The sequence below is a fragment of the Paenibacillus sp. 19GGS1-52 genome, assembly GCF_022369515.1.
Classification (GTDB): domain Bacteria; phylum Bacillota; class Bacilli; order Paenibacillales; family Paenibacillaceae; genus Paenibacillus_AQ.
This window is the reverse complement of record NZ_CP059724.1, coordinates 1,427,335-1,449,097: the sequence shown is the minus strand read 5'-3', so window position 1 is coordinate 1,449,097 and position 21,763 is coordinate 1,427,335. Positions and strand designations below refer to the sequence as shown.

Below are 21,763 nucleotides of genomic sequence, written 5' to 3'. Positions count from 1 at the left end.
TAATTACCATTATTATGCGATATTTATCATGTTTACAAATCAAAAAATAATATTATTTTTCTGAATCTTTCAACATAAAACAAAAAACCTCCCTCACCTGAGGCAAAAGAAGGCTTAAACGCATTGTTCACTGCAAAAGCACGGCAGCTATATTTTCAGCTCCCCAAGTTTGATCAGCTCTTTTACGTTTATTTTTTGCATGATAATTCGTACTGTGTTTTGAAATATGCAACAATTGTGTTGATGGGTGGGCCATTTTCGAGTAGCTATTCTCGTTTCTTCCCAACTGCGCCAAGATAGATAACAAATTCTTCATCACCGTCTAATTCTAAAATCTCATCAATCAACTTTTGATCATAGATTCCAATTGCGCAAGCACCTGCACCGATAGATTCACTGGATAAATAAAGGTTTTGGCATACATGTCCAATATCGATAAGGATTTTTTTGTGAGCTGAAATATCATACTTCCATTCGGAGCGATATGGTGTTGTACTCCATGCAAACAGTACAGAAGCCTTTTTTGCAAAGTTAGGGACAAATGGCTGATCTAAAGTAATAGCATCAATTTTATGTTCAAGTTCATCTAATTCAAACATAAATAATAGCTTATGTTCGACAGGAAGGTATCTGTAGATTCCTTGTTGAATGCCTTCTACCCGCATAATAATTAAATAAGTTTCAAATGTGTGTGTCGCACCACTGCATGGTACAGTTCGCAGCGTAAGTCCATTCTTATTAATACTTGTGATCCCTTGGGTAGCCCATAATAAATATGATAACTCATCCAGACTTAAAGTTTCCGCAGAATAAAACCTCGTACTCCTTCTTTGATTTATACAATCAAAAATGTTTTCTTTACACACAACGTCTTTGCTGACCTTTGGCAAATCAATAATTATTGAATCCGAATGGGCGGGCTTAACAATTGGCGGTTGTGCAAATCCTTTGATCTTATCTGTTTTTATATGTTTAAATTCATGAAAATTAGATTTTAGAAAGTGCCTTTGTTGTTCGTATCTTGTCATAACAAATCCTCCTGGATTACCTTAATAGCTTCAATTTATCATGTCATCAAAAATAGATTGTGATCTGACTCACTATTCAGTTGTTTTAATGAGTACACAAAAACGTTATTACAGTCTGTGTTATTGTCCCTTTAACAAAATGAACACAACAAAAAACCTCCCCTCACCCTAAGGCAAAAGAAGGCTCTCCGCAGTTCATTTGGAGTAACCCTGACCAATTAAAATAAAAACCGCCAAGACTACCCGACGGTTAAATATTATGCTATTCACTCCATTGGAGCATACCAACTTACTGAATGTTGATAATCTACGTTTTCGATCCATTTTTTTGCCGACTTTCCGTCTGGCTCGGAAATCCAAACATCATTATTTTCCCAATTCGATCGAGTCCAAGTTAATTTTTGATTTAGATACAGAAATTTAGGGTTAAAATCACCATACCCGATAGGAGGGAAACTTATTTGCTTTTGATCTTTGTTTTGAATATCAATACTAAATAAAATCGGCAGTGCCCTTTTGGAGGGTATATTTGACCATTCTATTTCAGGTGATCTGGAAACAATTACATTCTTATCGCTCTGCCATGTAAAACTTAGATCAACAAAATTTTTGGGTGTCAAAATAGGAGATTGCAAAGCAGGGAGTTCTTTTACTTTCAAATTTTTGTTCTTAAATCCAAAGATCATCCTACCGCCACCTTGAATGTATCCCAATAAATTGCTGGTGGGTGCCCAATTAAATACAAACCCCGAAGCCATCTCATCGAGCGGTTCAAACTTCTTTCCATCCGAAGATAACACGCAAAGCATATTGCTATCCATAGACCATGAAGCAGTTGGATGGACAATAAAAGCAATCCATTTTTTATCAGCAGACCATTCGAAACTAGACGTACCTATTGCCAATATTTCAATATTACCTTCCTTCAAATTCCCAGGGATGGTGAAAAATTGCTGAACATTTTTAGTTAAGTCTTCAACTTTTAGGTCCTTTCCTAAGGGAACCTTAAAAAGTATAGGGTTTGTCCATCCATTTGGAAGAAGATTTGCACTTGATGAAACCAAAAAGCCTTTTCCATCTGGCATCCATGAGAAGCTACTGACACCTAGGGCTACATTCGTAAAACTTTTAGGTTTTTCCGAACAAATGTCGGAAATGTCCAGGATGCTACGATCTTGGAACGCAAGAACATTCTTATCTGGTGCCCATTGACAGTTTGATCCTCCCTCGTGATACACTTGGTAGCTTTTCTTGCCCAGGGTATCATAAACCCATATCCCATCCTTTTTCGTATAAGCAATCCATTTCCCATCATATGACCAAACAGGTGAATCAACACGGGACTCATTTGTTATTTGTTTTTCGACTTTATAGACTTTCAACCAAAGATTGCCTCCGCGGATAAAAGCAGCTTTCAATGTACTTTCTGCATGAGCAATGAGTGATCCCTGGAAACAAAATAGAAAAATCAGGATCAATAAAAATCTCTTCACCTCACCACCTCCAATTCAATGTTATATTCCCCAAAATTGATCTATATATCCATTAAAAAAAGACCCTTTAAATAAAGAGTCGTGAACTGGACTTTCTATGTAGAGTAGAGAAATGCAACTCAGCCACACTCTATGTGTCATAATAAACTGTACTTCAACTGGACGTCTGCTGTAGGGAACAATAGCGTCTGATTAGAGTTGATTTATGATTTATCTGACGATTTCATGACAACTTCTTAGGACTCAATCTGACAGGTCGCCGATAATGTACGTTTTCCCCATTTTCGTGATGTGACCCCTAATGTCACATTTACCTGCCCGATACTTCAATATTAAAAGCAGATTGCATTAGCAGTCTGCTCTTTACGCTATGGTTACCCGTTAGTTGAACGAAATGCACTGTTTGGTCACTATAAAGTCGGTTATCGGAGGTATAAACATAATGAAACTCTTTGAGGTTGCCTGTTATCTTGTCGTATAAAAATATTAAGCAAAAAGAATGGCTGTCGAGACTTTCTCGACAGCCTGACAAGGAACCAAATGTGGTTCCTTGTTTTATTTATATTCCATAACCCAGTACTTTTCTTCTCCCGGACGGCCTTCCTCAACAACCTTCTTCCATCCGTTGCGTTCATAAAATGTCAATGCCTTTTGATTTTTAGATACGCATTTTAGTCGCATCGGTTTAGTCATTTTAACGTCAGCTGCTTGCAGCAAACGACTGCCGACTCCTTTCCCTGAGAAATCCGGGTGAACAAAAAGATTATGAATGAAGTTATCCGGCAAATACAAGGAGGTAAAGCCCCTAAGGATACCGGCCTCTTCTGCTACGATGATGAATTCATCCTCCGTATGCTTGTCGAAATCCTCCAAAGTCATTTCAATAATATTGTCCCATACGAAGGTATTGTGCCGTGATTCGAGATACAGCTTTCTTAGTTCAGGGTAATCCCCTTCATGAGCCTCTCTAATATTCAATTGCTCACTCCCTCTGCACGTAAGTTTTAATATGATATATGCCCCTTTTTCAAATATTCACCATTAATACCCAACTATCCTGCCCGTTACTGCAATATAAAAAGCAGATTGTATCAGCAGTCTGCTCTTTACGCTATCGTTCCTCGTTAGTTGAACATTCGTAGGTTTAATATTTATATCTGAAAGTAGAAAATTCCGTACCCTGTTTATTAATTTTTATTTTAAATTCTTCACCATGATTCTTTTCAGATAACTTAGTATCCATTTCCTTTTCACTGATGTTGTAATGTCTTTTATTTAGGAAACCCACGGTTCTAATTGTTGGGTGTTCAATTATTGGAGATAAGTCACCATCGATTACATTAGTGTTAACAAATCGAAAGTCAATCAAATTAGGGAACTCATTTAGAAATTTAAGACTTTCAAGATCACCACAAGAATTAAGGCAAAGTACACGAAGATTTTTTAGCGAAAATAATTCTTTCGTTGGTACGAACTTTTTCGATTGATTAATATGCAAATACTCCAAGGTATTAGCTACTTTTGATAGACCGTCATCGTTTTGTAATTTGGTACAATAGTGCAATTCCATTCGATTTAACTTACCTAATCGCTCTAGTCCAATGAAGTTCTGAATATTAGAACTGTTAAGCTCTAAATAACGGAGACCTTCAGGAATATTCGCAAAATTGCCTAATTTACTATGTTTGTAATGCCATAAAATTAAATACTCTAAATCTAAATGTGTGATTTCAGTTATCTTTTCATCTTTTAAATCGATGTTACGAAACAGCTTGATGGGAACTTCGTCAAACCAAATAGTATTATTTCTCCAGAAGTCCATGTGCTAATCATCCTTAAAATTCAATTTATTTTTATATTTTACCACATCGGCTTATTCGACTAACCTGCCCGTTAGCTCAACATCAAGATAAACAATGGGATTTAACTGGATCAAAATTTAAACAGATAAGGTCGTTGTGAATGACTTTACGAATCTAACTGACCCAAAGGTGTATAAATCTCCACTTCCCCATCTACACTCACAACCAACTTCTCAATTAAGACTAGTCTCATTTCGTCTAAATGAGTGAAATCCAGATCAACAAGATGTTCCAATGCTGCTCTAATCTCATCGTAAACTTTGTCCAAATTGATTTGTTCTTCCTTGTTCTGAGATGACTTTGTTAGCTGTGATTGTAGTGAAGCAATTTCATGTTCATATTGTTGTTTTTTCGTACTGATACTGTCTTCCTCGATTTCTCCAAGCATGTTTTGCTTCCTCAGTTCGAACAGCAACTTACGGTTCCCCTGCATAGTCTTCTCTAACTTTTTAAACTCCCTATCCATCTCCATAGATGACTTTCTTTTCAGAATTCTATCTTTGCTTTCGTTAGTTGTAGTCTCAATTTGCAGGCATTATTTGTAACTCCCATATTCACCTACACAACAAAAAACCTCCCCTCACCCTAAGGCAAAAGAAGGCTTAAACGCATTCTTCACTGCAGAAGCACGGCAGCTATATTTTCAGCTCCCCAAGCTTGATCAGCTCGACAACCGCTTGCGAACGGCCTTTTACGTTTAGTTTTTGCATGACGTTGGAGATGTGGTTGCGGACTGTTTTTTCGCTGATGAATAACAGGCCTGCAATATCGCGTGTCGTTTTGTCCTGCACGAGAAGCTCAAAGACTTCGCGTTCACGATGAGTTAAGAGAAATTTACTGTGATGTTCGTTCCCTTTCAATGGTGTCACCCCTCCTTGCTCGGGTTTGTTTGGTATAACAAGGTAAAGGGATACAGTCAAAATATATTATGTTATGGCAATGTTAATGGTGACGTTAGCGGTCTAAAAATGGGCATTAGCGGAATCAAGAAGAAACGGATACCATCCTTTTAGAGATGTACCCGTTTCTTGGAGAAATATAAGGATAAGTTATCGTATGATACCTATCCGGTCCATCACGCCCTTGCGGTCACGCTGGTTTAGTCCGGCAGGCTACTGCAATCTCAGTATAAAATATGGAATGGATTTCACAGCAAGTCTTTTTTTCGCAAGGCCATGTGGACAATGTGCTAAAATAAAAGCATTATCATTTCGCACTTCAGGGAGGCTGCTCCTACAGATGGCTAATATTAAAGAAATCGCCCGTGTCGCTGGCGTTTCCATAACTACCGTATCGCGCGTACTCAATAATCATCCTTATGTCAGCAAGGAAAAAAGAGCCGCAGTCCTGCAGACTATTGAGCAATTGAACTATACTCGGAACATGAATGCGGTACATCTGATTACCGGCCGTACGAAGGCTATCGCTGTGATTCTGCCTTATATCCATTTTTTTTATTTCTCTGTCATTGTGGAAGGTCTAGCTCGAGAAGCACTGCTGGCTCAATACCGGCTGATCCTGTGCCAGACCGATTACCGTCCGGAGGAGGAGCTAAAGGTATTGGATATGCTGCGCAATAAGGAGATTGATGGCATTATCATTGTATCTACAGCTCTGCAGCCTGAGGTCATCGAAGAATACACAGCATATGGCCCCATTGTAACCTGCCAGGATAGCGGTGAACGTCGCTTCTCTTCCGTATATATTGAGCATTATTCCGCTTTTCGGCACGGTCTCGAATATTTAGCCGCCAAGGGATACCGCAATATCGGCTACTGTGAGGGAAGAAAGCATGGCAGCAGCAGCTCCATCAGACTATCTGCCTACAGGGATTTCCTCGCAGAAACAGGGCTCCCTTTTATAGAGGAGTGGATGATCTTTGATTGTATAACTGAAGAGGATGGTGCAGCAGTATTGCACCGCTTGCTGAATATGACCAAGCGTCCTGACGCCCTCATTATTTCCGGAGATCATGTCGCTGCTGGTCTCATGATTGAAGCTCAAAAGCACAATCTCCGTATCCCTGCGGATTTGGCAATCATCGGGTTCGATAATCAGCCCATCGGCAGATTGCTGGGAATAACAACGATCGATAATCAGCTTTTTGAGATGGGCGCTTGCGCCTTTCGGATCATCCATGACCAGATCAATGGCGACGGTGGACCTCCGGTACACCTTAAGCTCCAGTACAGCATAATAGAGCGATTAACTGTTTAACGTTTGATCCATAAGAATTCTATCAATCCCCCGAAAGTACTTGAAGCAGTAGTCTCAAGTTCAGTCGGGGGATTTTTTGTTTTTAATTGTAGCTATGATAAATATCACAATTTTATATTGACAGTCCTTGTGTAGGGATTTATGATAAACCAAGTATGATTGATAACGATTATCATTTTCATACAAGTGAAATCGGTGTGCCGCCCTTTAAGGGACGGTATTCATTTCAGCGAGGAAAATAAAAGGATGATTTATAGTGTAAACCACATAAATACATAAATTTTTAAAAAGGGGTGTTTGAATTGAAGTTTAATTATGTAGTTCCTGCAGGTTTGCTCGCAGCCTCCATTCTGTTTGCTGGATGTTCCAATAATGATAACAACGGCACTGGAAATGAAGCTGCTGCAGCAAGCAACAATACGGCTTTGAACGTGCCTGTAGCTTCTGCTGAACCCGCTACTAACGTGGAGGCTGTGGATTTCACATCAGCCATTGAGCAGTACCGCGCTTATGTAATCGAGCAATGCGATCAGTTTGTGAAGGAAACGGAAACATTTACGAATGCAGTTAAAGCGGGCAAGCTTGAAGAAGCAAAGGCATTGTATGCTCCAGCCCGTATGTACTATGAGCGGATTGAGCCGATTGCCGAAGCGCTTGGTGATCTGGACCCCAACATAGATGCTCGTGAGAATGATGTAGATGCAGCGGATTGGCGTGGCTTCCATAAGATTGAGAAATCACTCTGGGAGGCCAAAACAACTGAAGGTACAGCAGAAGTAGCAGACCGACTATTACAGGATGCCCAACTGCTGCGTGCCAAAGTTGAGACGGCCGAGATTGATGCCAATCTACTCGTTACCGGTGCTGTTGAATTGCTGAACGAGGTTTCCTCCTCGAAAGTAACCGGAGAAGAAGAACGTTATTCCCATACGGACCTGTATGATTTCGTCGCTAACGTCGAAGGGGCCCAAAAAATATATGAACTGTTAAAGCCGGAATTGGCGAAAAAAGATCCAGCACTAGAACAAACGATCGGCGAAAAGTTTGCAGCCCTGCAAGCTGAGCTGGCTCCTTTTAAATCAGGGGAGGGTTATGTTTCCTACGAGGCGCTGAAGGAAGATGAAATTCGTACATTGAGCCAGAACCTGGACGCATTGGCTGAGCCATTGTCCAATATGGGAACTATTCTAGGAGTGTGACCGGTATGAAGAAGAGTGACCCCTTATTAGGTAAAAAGCTGAGCCGCCGCGATATGCTGCGGCTCACCGGCGTCGGCGGTCTTGGCCTGCTGCTAGGTGGTGGAGGGATAGGTGGAATTATGGCAACACGTGGTGCAGCAGCCCAAGCTCCAGCTGTAGCACCAAACGATGACTCTATCCCGTTCTACGGAAGCCATCAGGCTGGAATTCTTACTCCAGCGCAAAACTTCCTGTATTTTGCAACGTTTGATCTGACTACGACCAAACTAGCAGATGTTAAAAAGCTGCTAGAGTCGTGGACTACCGCCGCAGCCGCGCTGACTTCTGGCAGCCTCATTGGCAACGTAAATGACAATCCTCATCTGCCACCTTCCGATACGGGTGAAGCCGCAGGGTTGACGCCTGCACGTTGCACGCTTACGTTCGGGGTGGGGCCATCCTTTTTCGATGGGAGATTCGGACTGGCCTCGAAGCGTCCGGCAACGCTGGCTGATCTTCCTTCGTTCAAAGGAGACGACTTGGAGCCAAAATGGTCCGGGGGTGATCTATGTGTCCAAGCCTGCGCTGACGACCTGCAGGTAGCCTTTCACGCCATCCGTAATTTGGCGCGAATAGCTCGTGGCACGGCCGTTCTGCGCTGGACGCAGGAAGGGTTTCAGCGGACGGGCGGAGCCGATCCCAAGGGAACAACACCACGCAATCTGCTGGGCTTCAAAGACGGCACAGGCAATCCCGATGTTACCAACGCCGCTGAGATGCAGAAGATTGTCTGGAACAGCAGCGGTGACGGACCCGCCTGGATGAACGGCGGCACTTATATGGCTGTACGCCGGGTACGCCTGCGTATTGAGATCTGGGATCGCTCCACACTGAATGATCAGGAATCGACCTTTGGACGTTATCGCCATAGCGGCGCTCCCATTGGCGCCAAGGACGAATTCGATGAGCTGAATCTGAAAGCAGCGGACGACTCCGGCAAACCGATTGTCCCGCCCGATTCGCATTCCGCATTGGCACATGGTGACGGTACGGTCAAAATGCTGCGTCGCTCCTATTCTTACTCCAGCGGAATGGATCTTACGACCGGACAGCTGGATGCAGGCCTGTTATTCATCAGCTTCCAGCGGGATTTGGTGAAGCAGTTCGTATCGATCCAGGAGCGGCTCTCGAAGAATGACCGACTGAATGAATATATGGTTCACACCGGCAGCGCGGTATTCGCCTGTTTCCCCGGCATTCGTGAAGGCGGGACTATCGGTGAATCTCTGCTCGGCTGAGTGCAGCTTGCTGCACGAACAAGAAAGATATGGAGCAGATCTTAAGCTGCTCTTATGAGTGTCTATTATTGAAAGGGGATTATCCCGATGTTCTCTCTTATGCATCATAAATGGCAGGCGCTGAAGGCAGCCGCGCTGCTCAGCTTCCTCTGTGTGCTGCTGCTCTGCCAGCCAGCAGCAGCTTTGGCCGCGGCGGGTGCAACGCCGCAGCATGATGAGCTGCTGCCGCCGATCGGCAGCGCGCTCGTCGAAGCCGGCCAGAGCCGCTGGGACGCGGCGGCCGGCGATGTTGCAGCGTTCGCCGCGCTGTGGCGCACCGCGAACGCGGGCACGCCGGACCCGGCACTCGCCGGTCCGGCTGCTGCTGTAGACGCCGCACTCGCAGATGCGGCGTCTGCCCTACAGGCGGGCGGCGGCACGCCCGCCAAGACCGCGCTGTCCACGCTCGCCAGAGCCGTGGACGCGTACATCACCGCCGCCGCTGGCGAAGGCGGTGACACGGGTCTCGCCGGACGCGAAGCTGCGGCGAAGCTGTTGCCCGCGGCGGAGCGCGCGCGGGCAGCGGCGCAAAGCGCCGATTGGACGACGGCAGCGGAGGCTTACCGCGCCATCGTAGACGGCTGGAAGCCAGCGGAGCGCGACATCCGTGGGGATAATCCCGCCGTCTACAGCCTGCTGGAGACGAAGATGAGCCTGCTGCGCATCGCACTGCAGGCAGAGCCGCTCCGCGCAGAGTCGGCGAAATCGGAGGCCGCAGCGCTGTACCAGCTATTGGCCGATTACAGTGAGGGCAAAGCAATCGACACCGGGAATGCTTCCGGTGAGCCAGCATCTATTGAAGGACTGATTAACTACCTGAAGAAAGCCTCCAACGCAGCTACAGGCGGAGACAGTGCTGGAGCCGCAGTGATTATGGAGCAGTTTATTGTCGCCTGGCCCTCTGCCGAAGGTCAAGTACAGATTGCCTCACCAGCGGTCTATAACAATATCGAGAATGAGAGTGCTGCTGTAACTGGCTATCTATTATCCGCTCCACCTAAGCTTACTGAAGCGATGGCAGTTATGGACAATATGCTTTCCGAACTGACCCCATTAGCTGGAGAGACTAGCTACAATGCTTGGGATGCTGCCCTGATCTTGCTGCGTGAAGGCTTAGAAGCCATTCTTGTATTGGCTGCCCTGCTTGCTTATCTGAAGCGCGACGGTACTGCGAATACTCAGAAATGGGTCTGGTCTGGCGCAGCTGCTGGTCTCGTGGGCAGTATCGGCTTAGCCGTCCTGCTCACCTATACAATTTCACGAGCGGCCTCCGGGGGAGCCCGGGAAATGATCGAAGGTATTACTGGCCTGGTTGCGGTCATCATGATGCTGACCATCGGGCGCTGGCTGCACAGCAAATCTAGTGCAACGGCTTGGACTAACTATGTGGGACGGCAGGTAGACGGTGCGCTGGCCAAAGGTAATCTTTGGTCACTGTTCTCCATTGCCGCCCTGGCCATTTTGCGTGAAGGTGCGGAAACCACTATATTTTATGTAGGCATGGCCCCCTCTATACATACTTCCCAGCTACTGCTTGGCATCGGGAGCGCGTTGGTCATTCTCGTAATTTTCGGTTACGCAATCATTGCATTAAGTGCTCGGCTGCCGATTGCCGCTTTCTTCCGCACAGCTACAGTGCTCATCTATTATTTTGTCTTCCGCTTTCTCGGCGAGAGTATTCACTCTCTCCAGGTAGCCGGTAAGATACCTGCACATGTACAGGAAGGATTGCCCTCGGTAAGCTGGCTCGGCTTGTACCCGACCTGGGAAACGCTGCTCCCTCAGTTGCTGGTTCTCGCTTTTATTCTCTGGGAGCTGCTGCACCGCAAAACCTCGCGCGTTTCACGGATAGCGGAATAGAACAAAGGACATTGTATCGGTCACCAAAATAAAATCCACCCGGCTCTCTTCCGCAGCATCTGCGAAGAGAGCCGTTTTTATTTGACCTCCAAACTCTCATGCTTCCTCCGCAGTAATCCAATTTCTGAGACTCAAGTCGACGGAACAGGCGCAGAAGGGCGAACGGACTGTAAATCCCTTATTGTCGTACGAATGGCTTCATAAGTAGCTTCAGCGGACTGACTGACCTTCTGTCAATAGAGTGGACACGGTAAAAGGGTCAGTTGGCAAACTTTAGGTTCTTGTAATACAGCGATTCAAAACGATCCGGTGAGAGGTAGTCCAATTTACTGTGTATTCTTTTCCGGTTGTAGAAAAACTCGATATACCTAAACAAGTGATTCTTTGCTTCTTCTTTCGTTAAGAACCTTCTGCGGTAAACGAGTTCTCGTTTGAGGATGCTGTGGAACGATTCGATGCAGGCATTGTCATAGCAATTCCCTCGGCGACTCATGCTTCGGATCATATGGTATTCTTTTAGTTTTTTTCGGTAATCTGTGGAGGCATATTGACTGCCTCGGTCCGAATGGTGAATGAGCCCTTTTTCGGGTTGCTGCGACTTGTAGGCCTTTTCCAGAGCTGCTGAAACGAGGTCTACCTTCATACGGTTTCCAAGCTCCCAACCGACAATCTTACGTGTGTACAAATCCAAAACGCTCGCTAAATACAACACACCTTGGCGTGTGTGAATGTAGGTAATGTCCGTTACCCATACTTGATTCGGCATCGTACACACGTCGAAATGCTGGTTTAGCCAGTTGGGGGCAATAGGAAAGTCGTGGTTAGAATCGGTCGTCTGGACTTTGAATTTGCCGGTTGCTTGGGAGCGAAGCTTGTTCTCACGCATGATTCGGCCTACCGTTTTCTCACCGACGACGAATCCTTCTTCCTGCAATTTCTTTGTGATTTTGGGGCTGCCGTAAATTTCATCATTGTCGTAAAAGTGATATTCAATGCGCTTTAAGAGCCGTTCACGATGCATTTTTCGGTCACTGGGAGGGGAGAGTCGCCACTTGTAATAGCCACTTCTAGATACTTCTAATAGGCTGCACATCTTCTCAATCCGGAATTCGGAGCGATGCTCCTCAATAAATCGGAACTTTAACTCCGGTCTTTGCTGAAGATGTGCATCGCTTTTTTTAAAATAGCGACCTCCTCTTCCAGATCCTTATTCTTTTGTTCCAAATCGTGGATCTGCTGTTCCTGGATACGTAGCTTTCCACTGCCTACAAACGGTTCGTTGGGGAACTGCCGGTACTTCACCATCCAATTTTTCAAAGTTCCTTTAGGAATGTTCAATTCTTCCGCAATGTCGGTAATGGACTTCTGCTGTTCTTGGACATATTTTACTGTTTGTTCTATAAATTCTTTGTTATAACGTTGACGTTCGGTCACGGCAATCACCTCTTCTGGAGTATTATTCTATTATCCATGGGTTCTACTTTCCGTGTCCACTTCTTAGTCTAGGTCAGACGTTCCGTTAATCTTAGAGAAACCAGCTTTTTGGGCACTAGATATGTTGAATAGCGGCTTCTCTGTCCGCAAACACAAGAATTTCGTGAATTTCCATTACATAACGCCTTCTATGTCCGCCTAGCCGCTATATATTGCCCAATATGACTCCTTCCCTTCAAATGCTATATCCATTTACAAAAGTCACTATTGCATCCGGCAGCATTTTGCATTATTCTAAATATGAAAATAATTTTCTTGTATATATGTATAATAATAAAAATAATTTCAATCACCCATTAGAAGAAGAGGTGAATTTATGTCCCCAATCCTGCATGCCCTAGAGCATGAGAGTCCCAAGCTATCCCAGATGGAACGAAAGCTGGCCGAACGGATTCTTTCCTCTCCTAGCGAAATTGTCCATATGGGCATTACGGAGCTGGCGGAGCAATGCGGTATTAGTCCGGCAACAGTCACACGCTTTTGCAAAGCCTTCCATTTCAAGGGTTTCCCAGATTTCAAAGTAAAGCTAGCCTCCGAAATCGCTCACAGTGATGCAACGCCACAAGATGGTTCCTACCAGGATATCGTGGCCGGGAATCCATTATCGGTTATCGTGGAGGCCATGCAGGCCAATCATCTGGCTTCCATCCGGGATACAACCTCGCTCTTGGATATTGATCGGCTACAGGCGGCGGTGGATTTATTATGCCGGGCACGGCGTGTCGATCTATACGGGATGGCAACTTCATCTATTGTTGCTCAGGACTTCTACCAGAAGCTGATTCGCATCGGCGTGAACTGTACCGCTTTTGCTGATTCCCATATGCAGATTACCTCTGCTTCGACGCTCTCCGCAGGAGATGTCGCATTTGCGATATCCTATTCTGGGGAAACGCCGGAAACGATTGATGCGCTAACCTGCGCCGGGGCCAGTGGGGCCAGCACAATTGCCTTAACTTCCTACGGCAGCAGCAGATTAGCTACCTTAGCCGACATCCCTTTGTTCTCTTCATCGCTGGAGCAGGGAATGCGGCGTGGTGACATGGCTTCACGTATCGCCCAGCTGCATATTATTGATATTTTGTTTACAGGAATGGTCAGCACCCGTTTTGGAGATTTTATTCCCAAGCTGGAGCAGTCTTATCTCAACGTCCAACATTATCGCCATAAACGAGGAGGTCAATCTTAAATGAATATTTTAAAGTTCCACAATGACGAGGATTTCATACAGACAGGCGCCAATCTTATTGTCAGTCTGCTGCAGAGCAACCCCAAGGCCGTACTAGGTCTGGCAACAGGCAGTTCTCCGGTTGGAGTGTATGCCAAATTAGTTGAAATGCATAATAAAGGGCTGGTCAGCTTCTCCAAAGCCGCTTCTTATAATCTTGATGAGTATGTAGGTTTGCCTGTCGACCATCCGCAGAGCTACCGGAGCTTTATGAATGAGCATCTGTTCAACCACGTGGACATCGACCTAGCCCGCACGCATGTCCCTAACGGAAATGCTGCGGATCTCGACGCTGAATGTCTCGCTTATGACAAGATGCTCGAAGACAACGGTCCAGTGGACCTGCAAATCCTTGGCATTGGCAGCAATGGTCATATCGGGTTCAATGAACCGGATGCTAACCTGAGCAGCGGCACACATGTGGTCGATCTGCTGGAAGAGACACTGGAAGCCAATGCCCGTTTCTTTGACAAGCTTGAAGATGTTCCTCGCCAAGCCGTAACCATGGGCATTGGCGGCATTCTGAAGGCGCGCCAAATTGTACTATTAGTGCGCGGTGAAGAGAAAGCGGAGGCTGTCCGCAATGCGCTGGAAGGTCCAATCACCACACAATGTCCAGCCTCCTTGCTGCAAAGCCATCCGAACATAGTTGTTCTGCTGGACGAAGGAGCAGGAAAATGGTTGAAATAAATACGGAAACCACCGTTGGTACAGGCGAACTGCTCTTCGGCAAAGTACTAACTCCCCTTGGTCTGGTTACAACGGGTGTAATCGCGGTATCCACCGATGAGATTCATTATGTCGGTGAAGCAGCTTGGTTGCCTGAATGTTATGCACATTGGCCGGTCAGCGTACAAAAGGCAGAAGGCCTATTCATTCCAGGTTTCGTAGATGTGCATGTTCATGGTGGAGCTGGCCACGATTTCATGAACTGTGATGCAGAATCTCTGGAGGCTATTACCAAGTTCCATAGCTCACACGGAACAACCACCATGCTTGCTACCACCATGACTGCAGCAAAGTCCGCAATTGACCGCGTGCTGTCAGAGGTCCATACATTCCGCACCGCAGGCAACATGCTTTTTGCTCAAATTGCTGGCCTGCATCTGGAAGGACCCTTCATCAGTCCGAAATGGTCTGGTGCCCAGAATCCTGAGCATATTGTCCCTGCCAACATCGAGTGGCTTGAACAATGGGAAGCGCAATATCCAGGACTAATCCGGCAAGTAACCTTGGCTCCGGAACGTGAAGGCGCACTGCAGGCCATTACCTGGCTTCGCAAACACAGCATAACTGCAGCCCTCGGTCACACCGATGCGTCTTATGAGGAAGTTATTAATGCCGCTGACGCTGGCTTAAATCAAGCTGTGCATATGTTTAATGCCATGACACCCCTGCATCACCGTAAACCAGGGACTGTAGGCGCTATAATGTATGATCAGCGGATACGCGCGGAAATTATCGCTGACGGGATTCATGTTCATCCTTCAGCGATTAATATAATGGCTCGCCTCAAGAGTGAAAATAATCTATTGCTCATCACAGATGCCATGTCTGCAACTGGCCTCAGTGATGGTGAATATATGATCGGTGATTTACCTGTTGTGGTCCGTGAAGGTATAGCCACCCTAAGAGATAATCCTGCTGCTCTGGCTGGAAGCACACTAACTATGATTCGTGGATTCCGGTACCTAATACAGGAAGTTGGACTCAGTCTGGAGGAAGCCTCACGCGCTGCCAGTCTAACTCCCGCCTTATCGCTTGGCATGCAGCGCAGTATCGGTTCCTTGGAAGCCGGGAAGCGGGGCAATATCCTGCTGCTTGATGCTGAGCTTAATCTGCAGAATGTATGGATTGGCGGCCGCAGAATTACGCCTACTGATGTAAATTAAGGAATAGCTTATTACTTAACAACAAAGCGCAGCAAACTCTCCCAGTCATCCGGAGAAGTTGCTGCGCTTATTGCTGTCCCTTACATGAATATTAGAATTATCTTATGGCCAGATTATCTACCACTTCGAGTCGGAAAGATGCGATCAACCATTATGCGGAATTCATCAGCAAAGCCTTTCAGTGGATGACCCGCGCGGGCCTCTTCGGCATAGACATTGACACGTTGTACAAAGTCCGCATTGGCTGAGACGTACACAGCATTAATCTGCGGCGCGTGTTTCTTGACTTCAGCAGCAATTTTGTCCTTCATTTCCTTGGTCACGGTATCGGCTTTCGTTGCCGTCATGTTATAGCCCGGAGTGGTACTTCTGGTTCCCATTCCCAATCCTGTACCTACTCCTTTGCCTATGCCTCTATCGATTTCACGCTTCATTCCGCGGCCATCCATAACATCTGTGGTTCTATTACCTGTAGTACCTGTAGTACCTGTAATCCCTGTTGTTCCTGTAGTTCCTGTTGTTCCTGTAATGCCTGTAGTTCCTGTAGTACCTGTTGTTCCTGTTGTTCCCAATGTTCCCGGCATTACACCTGTGCTTCCCATGGTTCTATCGGTACCTGTCACTGATCTGCCCGTACCGGGCAACATTCCAGTAGGCCCATTTCCAGTTCCATAAGTATTCGGTGTGGAATAAGAACGGGCATTATAGCGTGTTGTACTCTTGGCATGAGGTCCAGCTGCAGCTTCATCGAGTATTACGGCGACATAAGCGCTTTTGCCGAGCAGTACAACGTTCGCTGATCGAACATCCGGCAATGCCGCTATGCGGTCAGCCAAGTCTCGGCTTATTTCCATCTTATCTGTAGTCTTCGTCCGAATCATTCCACCATCTACGGATTTCATGCCGATACGACCGTCATGTATCCCCTTTACACTCTTGGTCTGAACACCAGTATTCGCCGCATTGTTAGTTCCACAGCCCGTAATACTTACCATGCCGAGAAGCAATGCGGCAGAAACTGACCAGCTGATCTTTGATCGCAACATGAATTCATCCTCCATCTCTAATGTTGTTATGTGTGCAACGTAACAATCATTAGAATGGCCTTCTTAAGATCAAGCTATCCTGAAAGGATTTGGCATAATGCTCTCGCGAACAGGTCAACCTCCCATGGAGGTGAGCAGACTTCTGAGCTGGACCTTATAACGGTTATTGGTTGCTGCTGCCTCTGCTGCCACAGCATCGGAATACTTTATAGTTCCCATCCCGTCATGTTTTCTGTAGGCGGTCAATGACTGATTCAGAAAGACTGGTGGATATCCGTTCAGCAGTGCCCGAAACCATAAATCATAGTCGTGCGTGTAAGGCAGTGACTCGTCAAACAAACCAATGGCTCCGAATAGCTCTTTCTTGATCATAACTGTACAGCCATTGATGGGATTACCGTACAGAAAACTGCGTAGATATTCCAGCTGATTCGGAAAAGGGTCAAGGGCATTCAGCTGAAGCAGCTGGGATTGCCCATTAATATAATTGAAGTTGGTATAGGAAATTAAAAGCTGGTTCTGTTCCATGAACTGGAGCTGATTGTTAATCTTGTCACGATAGAGCATATCGTCTGAGCTTAACCAGACGATATAATCACCTGAGGCGAAGGTAATGCCATGATTTAGTGCAGAAGCGGTACCACCGTTGCTTTTGCCCAAATAATGAATTCGGGAACGATAAGGTGTTATTCGGTCAGCATGCATGGTTGATCCATCATCGACAACGATAATTTCATGAGCTTTTCTGGATTGAGAGAAGACGCTTTGCAGCGCCTGTTCGATATAGGGACAATTGTAAAACGGTATGATTACTGAAACTTTCGGAGTCATATTGGCCTCCCTTCCTTGCTTGCGCGGTAATACTCCAAAATATCAGTAAGGGACTGGGTAAGTTTGATTTCCGGTGTCCACCCTAGGACTGCTACATCAGCTTCAGGTGTAGTTGCCGATGGCAAAGCAGCAGGTTTAACCGGATTCTCAGCAAGCTGATCCCCAGAGTCCTGCCCCCAATCCATCGGGACTGCTGCAATGGATTGTGTTAGCAGCTGTTCCGCAATTTCCCCCAGCTGTCGTTGCGTTCCAGAATCAATTCGATAGATCGTTCCGTTCTCCCCCTTGCGCAATATATAATCATAAGCTCTGATACAATCGCGAACATCAAGGAAGTCCCGTAGCGCGGAGCGGGAGGACAGCCTGAACGGAGATAACATCGCGCTTATGACTGAATCTGAGCTAGAGTCAAGGACAGCTACAGCTTCACTACGCACTATATGCTGAGCTAATAATGAGCAAAAACCGGTAGAAGGTCCGGGACCAATCAGGTTGCAAGGCTCTGCCAGCAGAACCTTCTGTTGAAACATTGTTCCCCAAGCCAGCGATATTAGCTCCTCCAGCGTCTTGCTGAGACTATAGGGATGCGGCGGTCCTGCTGCAAGACCTGGTCTGTACTTCAGGCGGGAGCCAGCCACCAGAATTCGGCTGGCTGGCAAACTCCGCATCGCCTCAAGCAAGTACAGCGTAGCCATTACGTTCGTCTCCATATAGAGCAATGGATTGTTCCATGACTCCGGTACTGAATTTTTGCCTGCCAGATGAAGCACCTCCTCTGGTGCCATTTCCTTAATCATCTGGTCTACCGCCTGTCGGTCACTTAAATCACAATTATATACCTGCACGTCATCTGAAAAAGCCGCGGAGACAGCTGAAATCCCTGCGGTAGAAGAGGCAGCAGAGAAAGATACGTTTGTTGCACAGCGCACTACCGCTATAACTTCTGCACCCGCAGCCGAAAAATAGTTAACAGCATGACGTCCAGTAAAACCAGCCGCCCCGGTAATCAACAATCTCCGACCTGTCATGAGGACTGTCCTGAGTGCATCATCCAGTCAGCCAGTTCTGCAAGCATTTCAGGATATGTCGGCAGCTGTATGGTAACATCCTCTCTCGTACTTACCAGAGTACGGTCTTGAATATGCAGGTCGTCTGGAATGATTTCGATATCTTTTTTATTAAAAATCGCCTGAATATGTTGAAGCAGCTCATATTTACTTACTGGCGTTGGATGTGCCAAATGGATCAGACCCGACACGGTGGAATCCAGCAGAGAATCTATAGCTTTGGCTAATTCCAGGGTAGTTACTCCGTTCCACATTACCCGCCGGTAGCCGGATATTTGTCCTCTCTGCGCCAGAAACCATTCCATCAGACCGATCCCGCCTGTGCGAATTTCCGGCCCTATAATGGAAGTGCGAATGGTCAGATGCCCTGGCTGCCGGACCTCTCCAAGACTTTTGGAAATGGCATAGACGGAGGTTCCATCAGGAATATCCTCTTCCATATAACTACCGCGTGTGCCTTCGAACACGCAGTCGGTACTAATATGAATGAGTCGGGCATGAATATTGTCCGCCGCACGCCGCAGCCGATGAGGAAAGAAGCCATTCACATGATAAGCCTCTATTTTGTCAGACTCCGCAAATTGGTTGAGCACTCCCATCGCATTAATTATGCAGTGGGGGGAGACGATGTCGACCAGCTTCTCCACTCCAGCTATATCATCGGCATCTATATACAGCCCGCCGAGATCTCGCTTATCCCGGGTTGTATAGAAGACGTGATGCTTGCCCAGACGGTGAAAATAATCCACCAGCATATGTCCCGCCATACCGTTTCCGCCGAGAATAAGCAGCTTCATTGCAGAAAACCTCCCCGAACGAGGATACTCTTGATCTCTTGCTGATTCATCAGATTGTTCTCCGAGCTGAAGCTGCTAAAGGAAACATGAGGATAGTCGTTGTAGTGGGTCTTTAGCTCAGGCATATCCAGCGTTGGAAGAATAACCAGATACTGCTCGTCGTATACAACCGTCGTCTGGCTCTCGAAATCGCTCATCAGAATTTCATGAATTTTCTCACCAGGGCGAATACCTGCTTCAAGAATCGTTACGTTCGGCTTCCCGGAAGCTTTAATCAGCACCTCGGCCAGATCAATAATCCGACAGGTCGGCATCGTCATGACGAAGATTTCACCGCCAATGCTAACCTCGGTGGCTTTGAACAACAGCGTAATCGCATCGCGCAGCGTGAAGAAGAATCGAGTCATTTTCATATCGGTAATGCGTACCTGACCCTTATCCTGGATCTGCTTCATAAACAAATGAATGACACTGCCGTTGGTTCCGAGCACATTGCCGCCGCGTACCGTGACGAACCGGGTACTGGAACCGAGCAGGTTGGCATATACGAATAGCTTTTCGCCGATGGCTTTGGTCATGCCGTAGAAGTTGGATGGGTTGGCGGCTTTGTCAGTAGAAATATAGATGGCTTTCTCCACACCGTTCACAATTGCCGCTTCAATAACATTCTGAGTACCTATGACGTTTGTCTTAAGTGCTTCATAAGGCTGGTCTTCGCAGACAGGAACATGCTTAAGCGCCGCCAGATGGAAAATATAATCAACACCGCGACATGCAGCAATTAGCGCATCTTTGTCGCGGATATCGCCAATAATAAAATTGAGGCGGCTATCTTCATACTCGCGGTTCATCGCTACCTGAGCGGACTCACTGCGAGAGAAGATAATAATTTCTTTCGGTTGTTGCGGCAGTAACTGTCTAATCAGTTCATGCCCCCAGGAACCGGTGCCACCTGTGACCATAATTCGTTTATTATTGAACATGCAGGTTCCCTCCAAGCAAAAATTTGACTACCTTGATTGAGACATCCGGTGTCCGATACCCTTCCGGCGCTTCCCAATTTCGATTCAGCGCCGTCATTACTTTGACGCAACGAAAAATGCTATCCTGCTTCACACCTGACACGATATTACTGCCGCAATCCACTGTTTCCGGACGTTCTGTCGTCCTGCGGATCGTTACGGTAGGTACTCCCATCAGACAGCATTCCTCCTGAACTGTTCCACTGTCCGAAATAGCACATAAGGCCTGCTGCTCCAATTGGACAAAATCAAAAAATCCGAAGGGCTCGTGAAACTCAACAAGTGGGTGCATAGGAAGGTAGGATTGCTCCGTTAGTCTGGAGCGAGTGCGGGGATGTATGCTGCAGATCAGACGGATTCCAAAATGCTCAGCGACGGCATTCAAACCAGACATAATTTGCTGCAAAGAATCAGGATCATCTACATTCTCTGCCCGATGTGCGGTCACGAGAAAATATTGCTTTGGCAACAGCTTCAGACGGTTCAGAATATCAGAAGCTTCGATTCTCTGAGCATAATGAGTCATAACCTCATGAATCGGATTTCCAGTTAACACAATACGCGCACTTGGAAAACCCTCGCTGATCAGATGTCTTTTGCTCTGCTGTGTATATGGCATATTTATGGTTGAGACGGCATCTATGACACGGCGGTTTTTCTCCTCCGGCACTTTCAAATCGAAGCAGCGGTTGCCCGCTTCCATATGCACTACCGGAATGCCCATCCGCTCAGCCAAGATCGCACATAATGCACTATTCGTATCGCCTAGGAGCAGAACCCGATCCGGCTGTTCTTGCAACAGGATGTTTTCCAAGCTGCTGAACATGGCGGCAAGCTGACCGCCTAGACCGGCCTGCTTATCCTGCAGCACATAATCCGGGGCCCGCAGCCCCAATTCAGCGAAGAAAATGCCGCTGAGACTGGCTGTAAAGTTCTGCCCTGTATGCACTAGCACATGACGCTCGGCATACTTGTCGAGAAGCGGAATGATCACGCTTAAGCGGATGATTTCGGGACGTGTGCCCAAAATCGTCATGATCTTCATGAATTCACTCTCCCCTCTCTTCGTTGTTTATGGGCTGGCTGAAATTTATTAATAAATGTTAAATATGCTAATCGTCAGGAGTACGTCTAACAGGATAACCTTCATTTCATGGTGAGTTATATTTCAAAATATGCTGATACTGGACAATAATTTAGTTTAATCCGCTGATTTAGCAGCATTTAGTGCTGTTAATAGTCGTAAATTTGGTTATTAGACTGATTTAGCAGCATTTAGTGCTGTTAAATTCAGCTTTTTGTCCCCTAATCGGTATAAATGTCGATATTAGAGGCATAAATGTCATTTAATATTGTTCACTAGGGGGTTTCAGATCTAATTAACAGCATATTTCTACGCTATTTGGGATGA

19 protein-coding genes and 1 pseudogene are annotated in these 21,763 nt (G+C 46.2%); 7 read left to right on the top strand and 13 right to left on the bottom strand.

The window, feature by feature from the left end; all coding sequences use genetic code 11:
• Nucleotides 1-266 precede the first annotated feature (266 nt).
• The 6 genes from H1230_RS06735 to H1230_RS06710 all read right to left on the bottom strand — a co-directional run bounded on the left by H1230_RS06735 (nucleotide 267) and on the right by H1230_RS06710 (nucleotide 5,243).
• Nucleotides 267-1,028 carry a SagB/ThcOx family dehydrogenase gene (locus tag H1230_RS06735; protein ID WP_239714763.1) on the bottom strand — a complete coding sequence of 254 codons (762 nt, stop codon included), beginning with the start codon at nucleotides 1,026-1,028 and terminating at the stop codon, nucleotides 267-269.
• 266 nt (nucleotides 1,029-1,294) lie between these two features.
• Nucleotides 1,295-2,521, bottom strand: coding sequence for a TolB family protein (locus H1230_RS06730; protein WP_239714762.1), 1,227 nt, complete (start codon nucleotides 2,519-2,521; stop codon nucleotides 1,295-1,297).
• A gap of 555 nt (nucleotides 2,522-3,076) precedes the next feature.
• A complete protein-coding gene (locus tag H1230_RS06725; RefSeq protein ID WP_102711449.1) occupies nucleotides 3,077-3,499 on the bottom strand; it encodes a GNAT family N-acetyltransferase in 423 nt (140 codons plus the stop codon).
• A 166-nt stretch (nucleotides 3,500-3,665) separates the two neighbouring features.
• Nucleotides 3,666-4,343, bottom strand: coding sequence for a hypothetical protein (locus H1230_RS06720; RefSeq protein WP_239714761.1), 678 nt, complete (start codon nucleotides 4,341-4,343; stop codon nucleotides 3,666-3,668).
• Nucleotides 4,344-4,489: 146 nt separating this feature from the next.
• Entirely contained in the window at nucleotides 4,490-4,855 is a 366-nt protein-coding gene (locus H1230_RS06715; protein WP_239714760.1) for a hypothetical protein, read from the bottom strand.
• Nucleotides 4,856-5,018: 163 nt separating this feature from the next.
• Nucleotides 5,019-5,243 carry a helix-turn-helix domain-containing protein gene (locus H1230_RS06710; protein ID WP_019908812.1) on the bottom strand — a complete coding sequence of 75 codons (225 nt, stop codon included), beginning with the start codon at nucleotides 5,241-5,243 and terminating at the stop codon, nucleotides 5,019-5,021.
• A gap of 379 nt (nucleotides 5,244-5,622) precedes the next feature.
• Here H1230_RS06710 and H1230_RS06705 point away from each other — a divergent pair, with 379 nt between their 5' ends.
• The 4 genes from H1230_RS06705 (at nucleotide 5,623) to H1230_RS06690 (ending at nucleotide 10,975) form a co-directional block, all read left to right on the top strand.
• Nucleotides 5,623-6,600, top strand: coding sequence for a LacI family DNA-binding transcriptional regulator (locus H1230_RS06705; RefSeq protein ID WP_239714759.1), 978 nt, complete (start codon nucleotides 5,623-5,625; stop codon nucleotides 6,598-6,600).
• A gap of 302 nt (nucleotides 6,601-6,902) precedes the next feature.
• On the top strand, nucleotides 6,903-7,799 hold the full coding sequence (efeO, locus tag H1230_RS06700) for an iron uptake system protein EfeO (RefSeq protein WP_239714758.1): 897 nt from the start codon (nucleotides 6,903-6,905) through the stop codon (nucleotides 7,797-7,799).
• 5 nt (nucleotides 7,800-7,804) lie between these two features.
• Complete coding sequence (efeB, locus tag H1230_RS06695) at nucleotides 7,805-9,076, top strand: iron uptake transporter deferrochelatase/peroxidase subunit (protein WP_239714757.1); 1,272 nt, start codon at nucleotides 7,805-7,807, stop codon at nucleotides 9,074-9,076.
• Nucleotides 9,077-9,163: 87 nt separating this feature from the next.
• Nucleotides 9,164-10,975, top strand: coding sequence for an FTR1 family iron permease (locus tag H1230_RS06690; protein ID WP_239714756.1), 1,812 nt, complete (start codon nucleotides 9,164-9,166; stop codon nucleotides 10,973-10,975).
• Nucleotides 10,976-11,234: 259 nt separating this feature from the next.
• Here the strand turns inward: H1230_RS06690 and H1230_RS06685 are convergent.
• A pseudogene (locus H1230_RS06685) lies at nucleotides 11,235-12,409 on the bottom strand (IS3 family transposase).
• A gap of 376 nt (nucleotides 12,410-12,785) precedes the next feature.
• Here H1230_RS06685 and H1230_RS06675 point away from each other — a divergent pair.
• Genes H1230_RS06675 through nagA form a run of 3 tightly spaced genes read left to right on the top strand, consistent with a single transcriptional unit; the run spans nucleotide 12,786 to nucleotide 15,589 of the window.
• On the top strand, nucleotides 12,786-13,658 hold the full coding sequence (locus H1230_RS06675; protein WP_239714754.1) for a MurR/RpiR family transcriptional regulator: 873 nt from the start codon (nucleotides 12,786-12,788) through the stop codon (nucleotides 13,656-13,658).
• Entirely contained in the window at nucleotides 13,659-14,387 is a 729-nt protein-coding gene (nagB, locus tag H1230_RS06670) for a glucosamine-6-phosphate deaminase (protein ID WP_239714753.1), read from the top strand.
• Complete coding sequence (nagA, locus tag H1230_RS06665) at nucleotides 14,375-15,589, top strand: N-acetylglucosamine-6-phosphate deacetylase (RefSeq protein WP_239714752.1); 1,215 nt, start codon at nucleotides 14,375-14,377, stop codon at nucleotides 15,587-15,589. The genes nagB and nagA overlap by 13 nt, the downstream gene beginning before the upstream one ends.
• Nucleotides 15,590-15,702: 113 nt before the next feature.
• On the opposite strand, the gene H1230_RS06660 is transcribed toward nagA, so the two are convergent.
• The 6 genes from H1230_RS06660 to wecB form a co-directional block, all read right to left on the bottom strand.
• Nucleotides 15,703-16,635: a YhcN/YlaJ family sporulation lipoprotein gene (locus tag H1230_RS06660; RefSeq protein WP_239714751.1), complete on the bottom strand. Its 933-nt coding sequence runs from the start codon at nucleotides 16,633-16,635 to the stop codon at nucleotides 15,703-15,705.
• Nucleotides 16,636-16,749: 114 nt separating this feature from the next.
• Complete coding sequence (locus H1230_RS06655) at nucleotides 16,750-17,466, bottom strand: glycosyltransferase (protein ID WP_239714750.1); 717 nt, start codon at nucleotides 17,464-17,466, stop codon at nucleotides 16,750-16,752.
• On the bottom strand, nucleotides 17,463-18,494 hold the full coding sequence (locus H1230_RS06650) for an NAD-dependent epimerase/dehydratase family protein (protein WP_239714749.1): 1,032 nt from the start codon (nucleotides 18,492-18,494) through the stop codon (nucleotides 17,463-17,465). The genes H1230_RS06655 and H1230_RS06650 overlap by 4 nt, the downstream gene beginning before the upstream one ends.
• Nucleotides 18,491-19,330 (bottom strand): SDR family oxidoreductase, encoded by an 840-nt coding sequence (locus H1230_RS06645; RefSeq protein WP_239714748.1) that lies wholly within the window; start codon nucleotides 19,328-19,330, stop codon nucleotides 18,491-18,493. The genes H1230_RS06650 and H1230_RS06645 overlap by 4 nt, the downstream gene beginning before the upstream one ends.
• The gene (locus H1230_RS06640; RefSeq protein WP_239714747.1) at nucleotides 19,327-20,313 is read right to left on the bottom strand and encodes a polysaccharide biosynthesis protein; all 987 of its coding nucleotides are present in this window, start codon (nucleotides 20,311-20,313) and stop codon (nucleotides 19,327-19,329) included. The genes H1230_RS06645 and H1230_RS06640 overlap by 4 nt, the downstream gene beginning before the upstream one ends.
• Nucleotides 20,303-21,397: a non-hydrolyzing UDP-N-acetylglucosamine 2-epimerase gene (wecB, locus tag H1230_RS06635; RefSeq protein WP_239714746.1), complete on the bottom strand. Its 1,095-nt coding sequence runs from the start codon at nucleotides 21,395-21,397 to the stop codon at nucleotides 20,303-20,305. The genes H1230_RS06640 and wecB overlap by 11 nt, the downstream gene beginning before the upstream one ends.
• Nucleotides 21,398-21,763 lie beyond the last annotated feature (366 nt).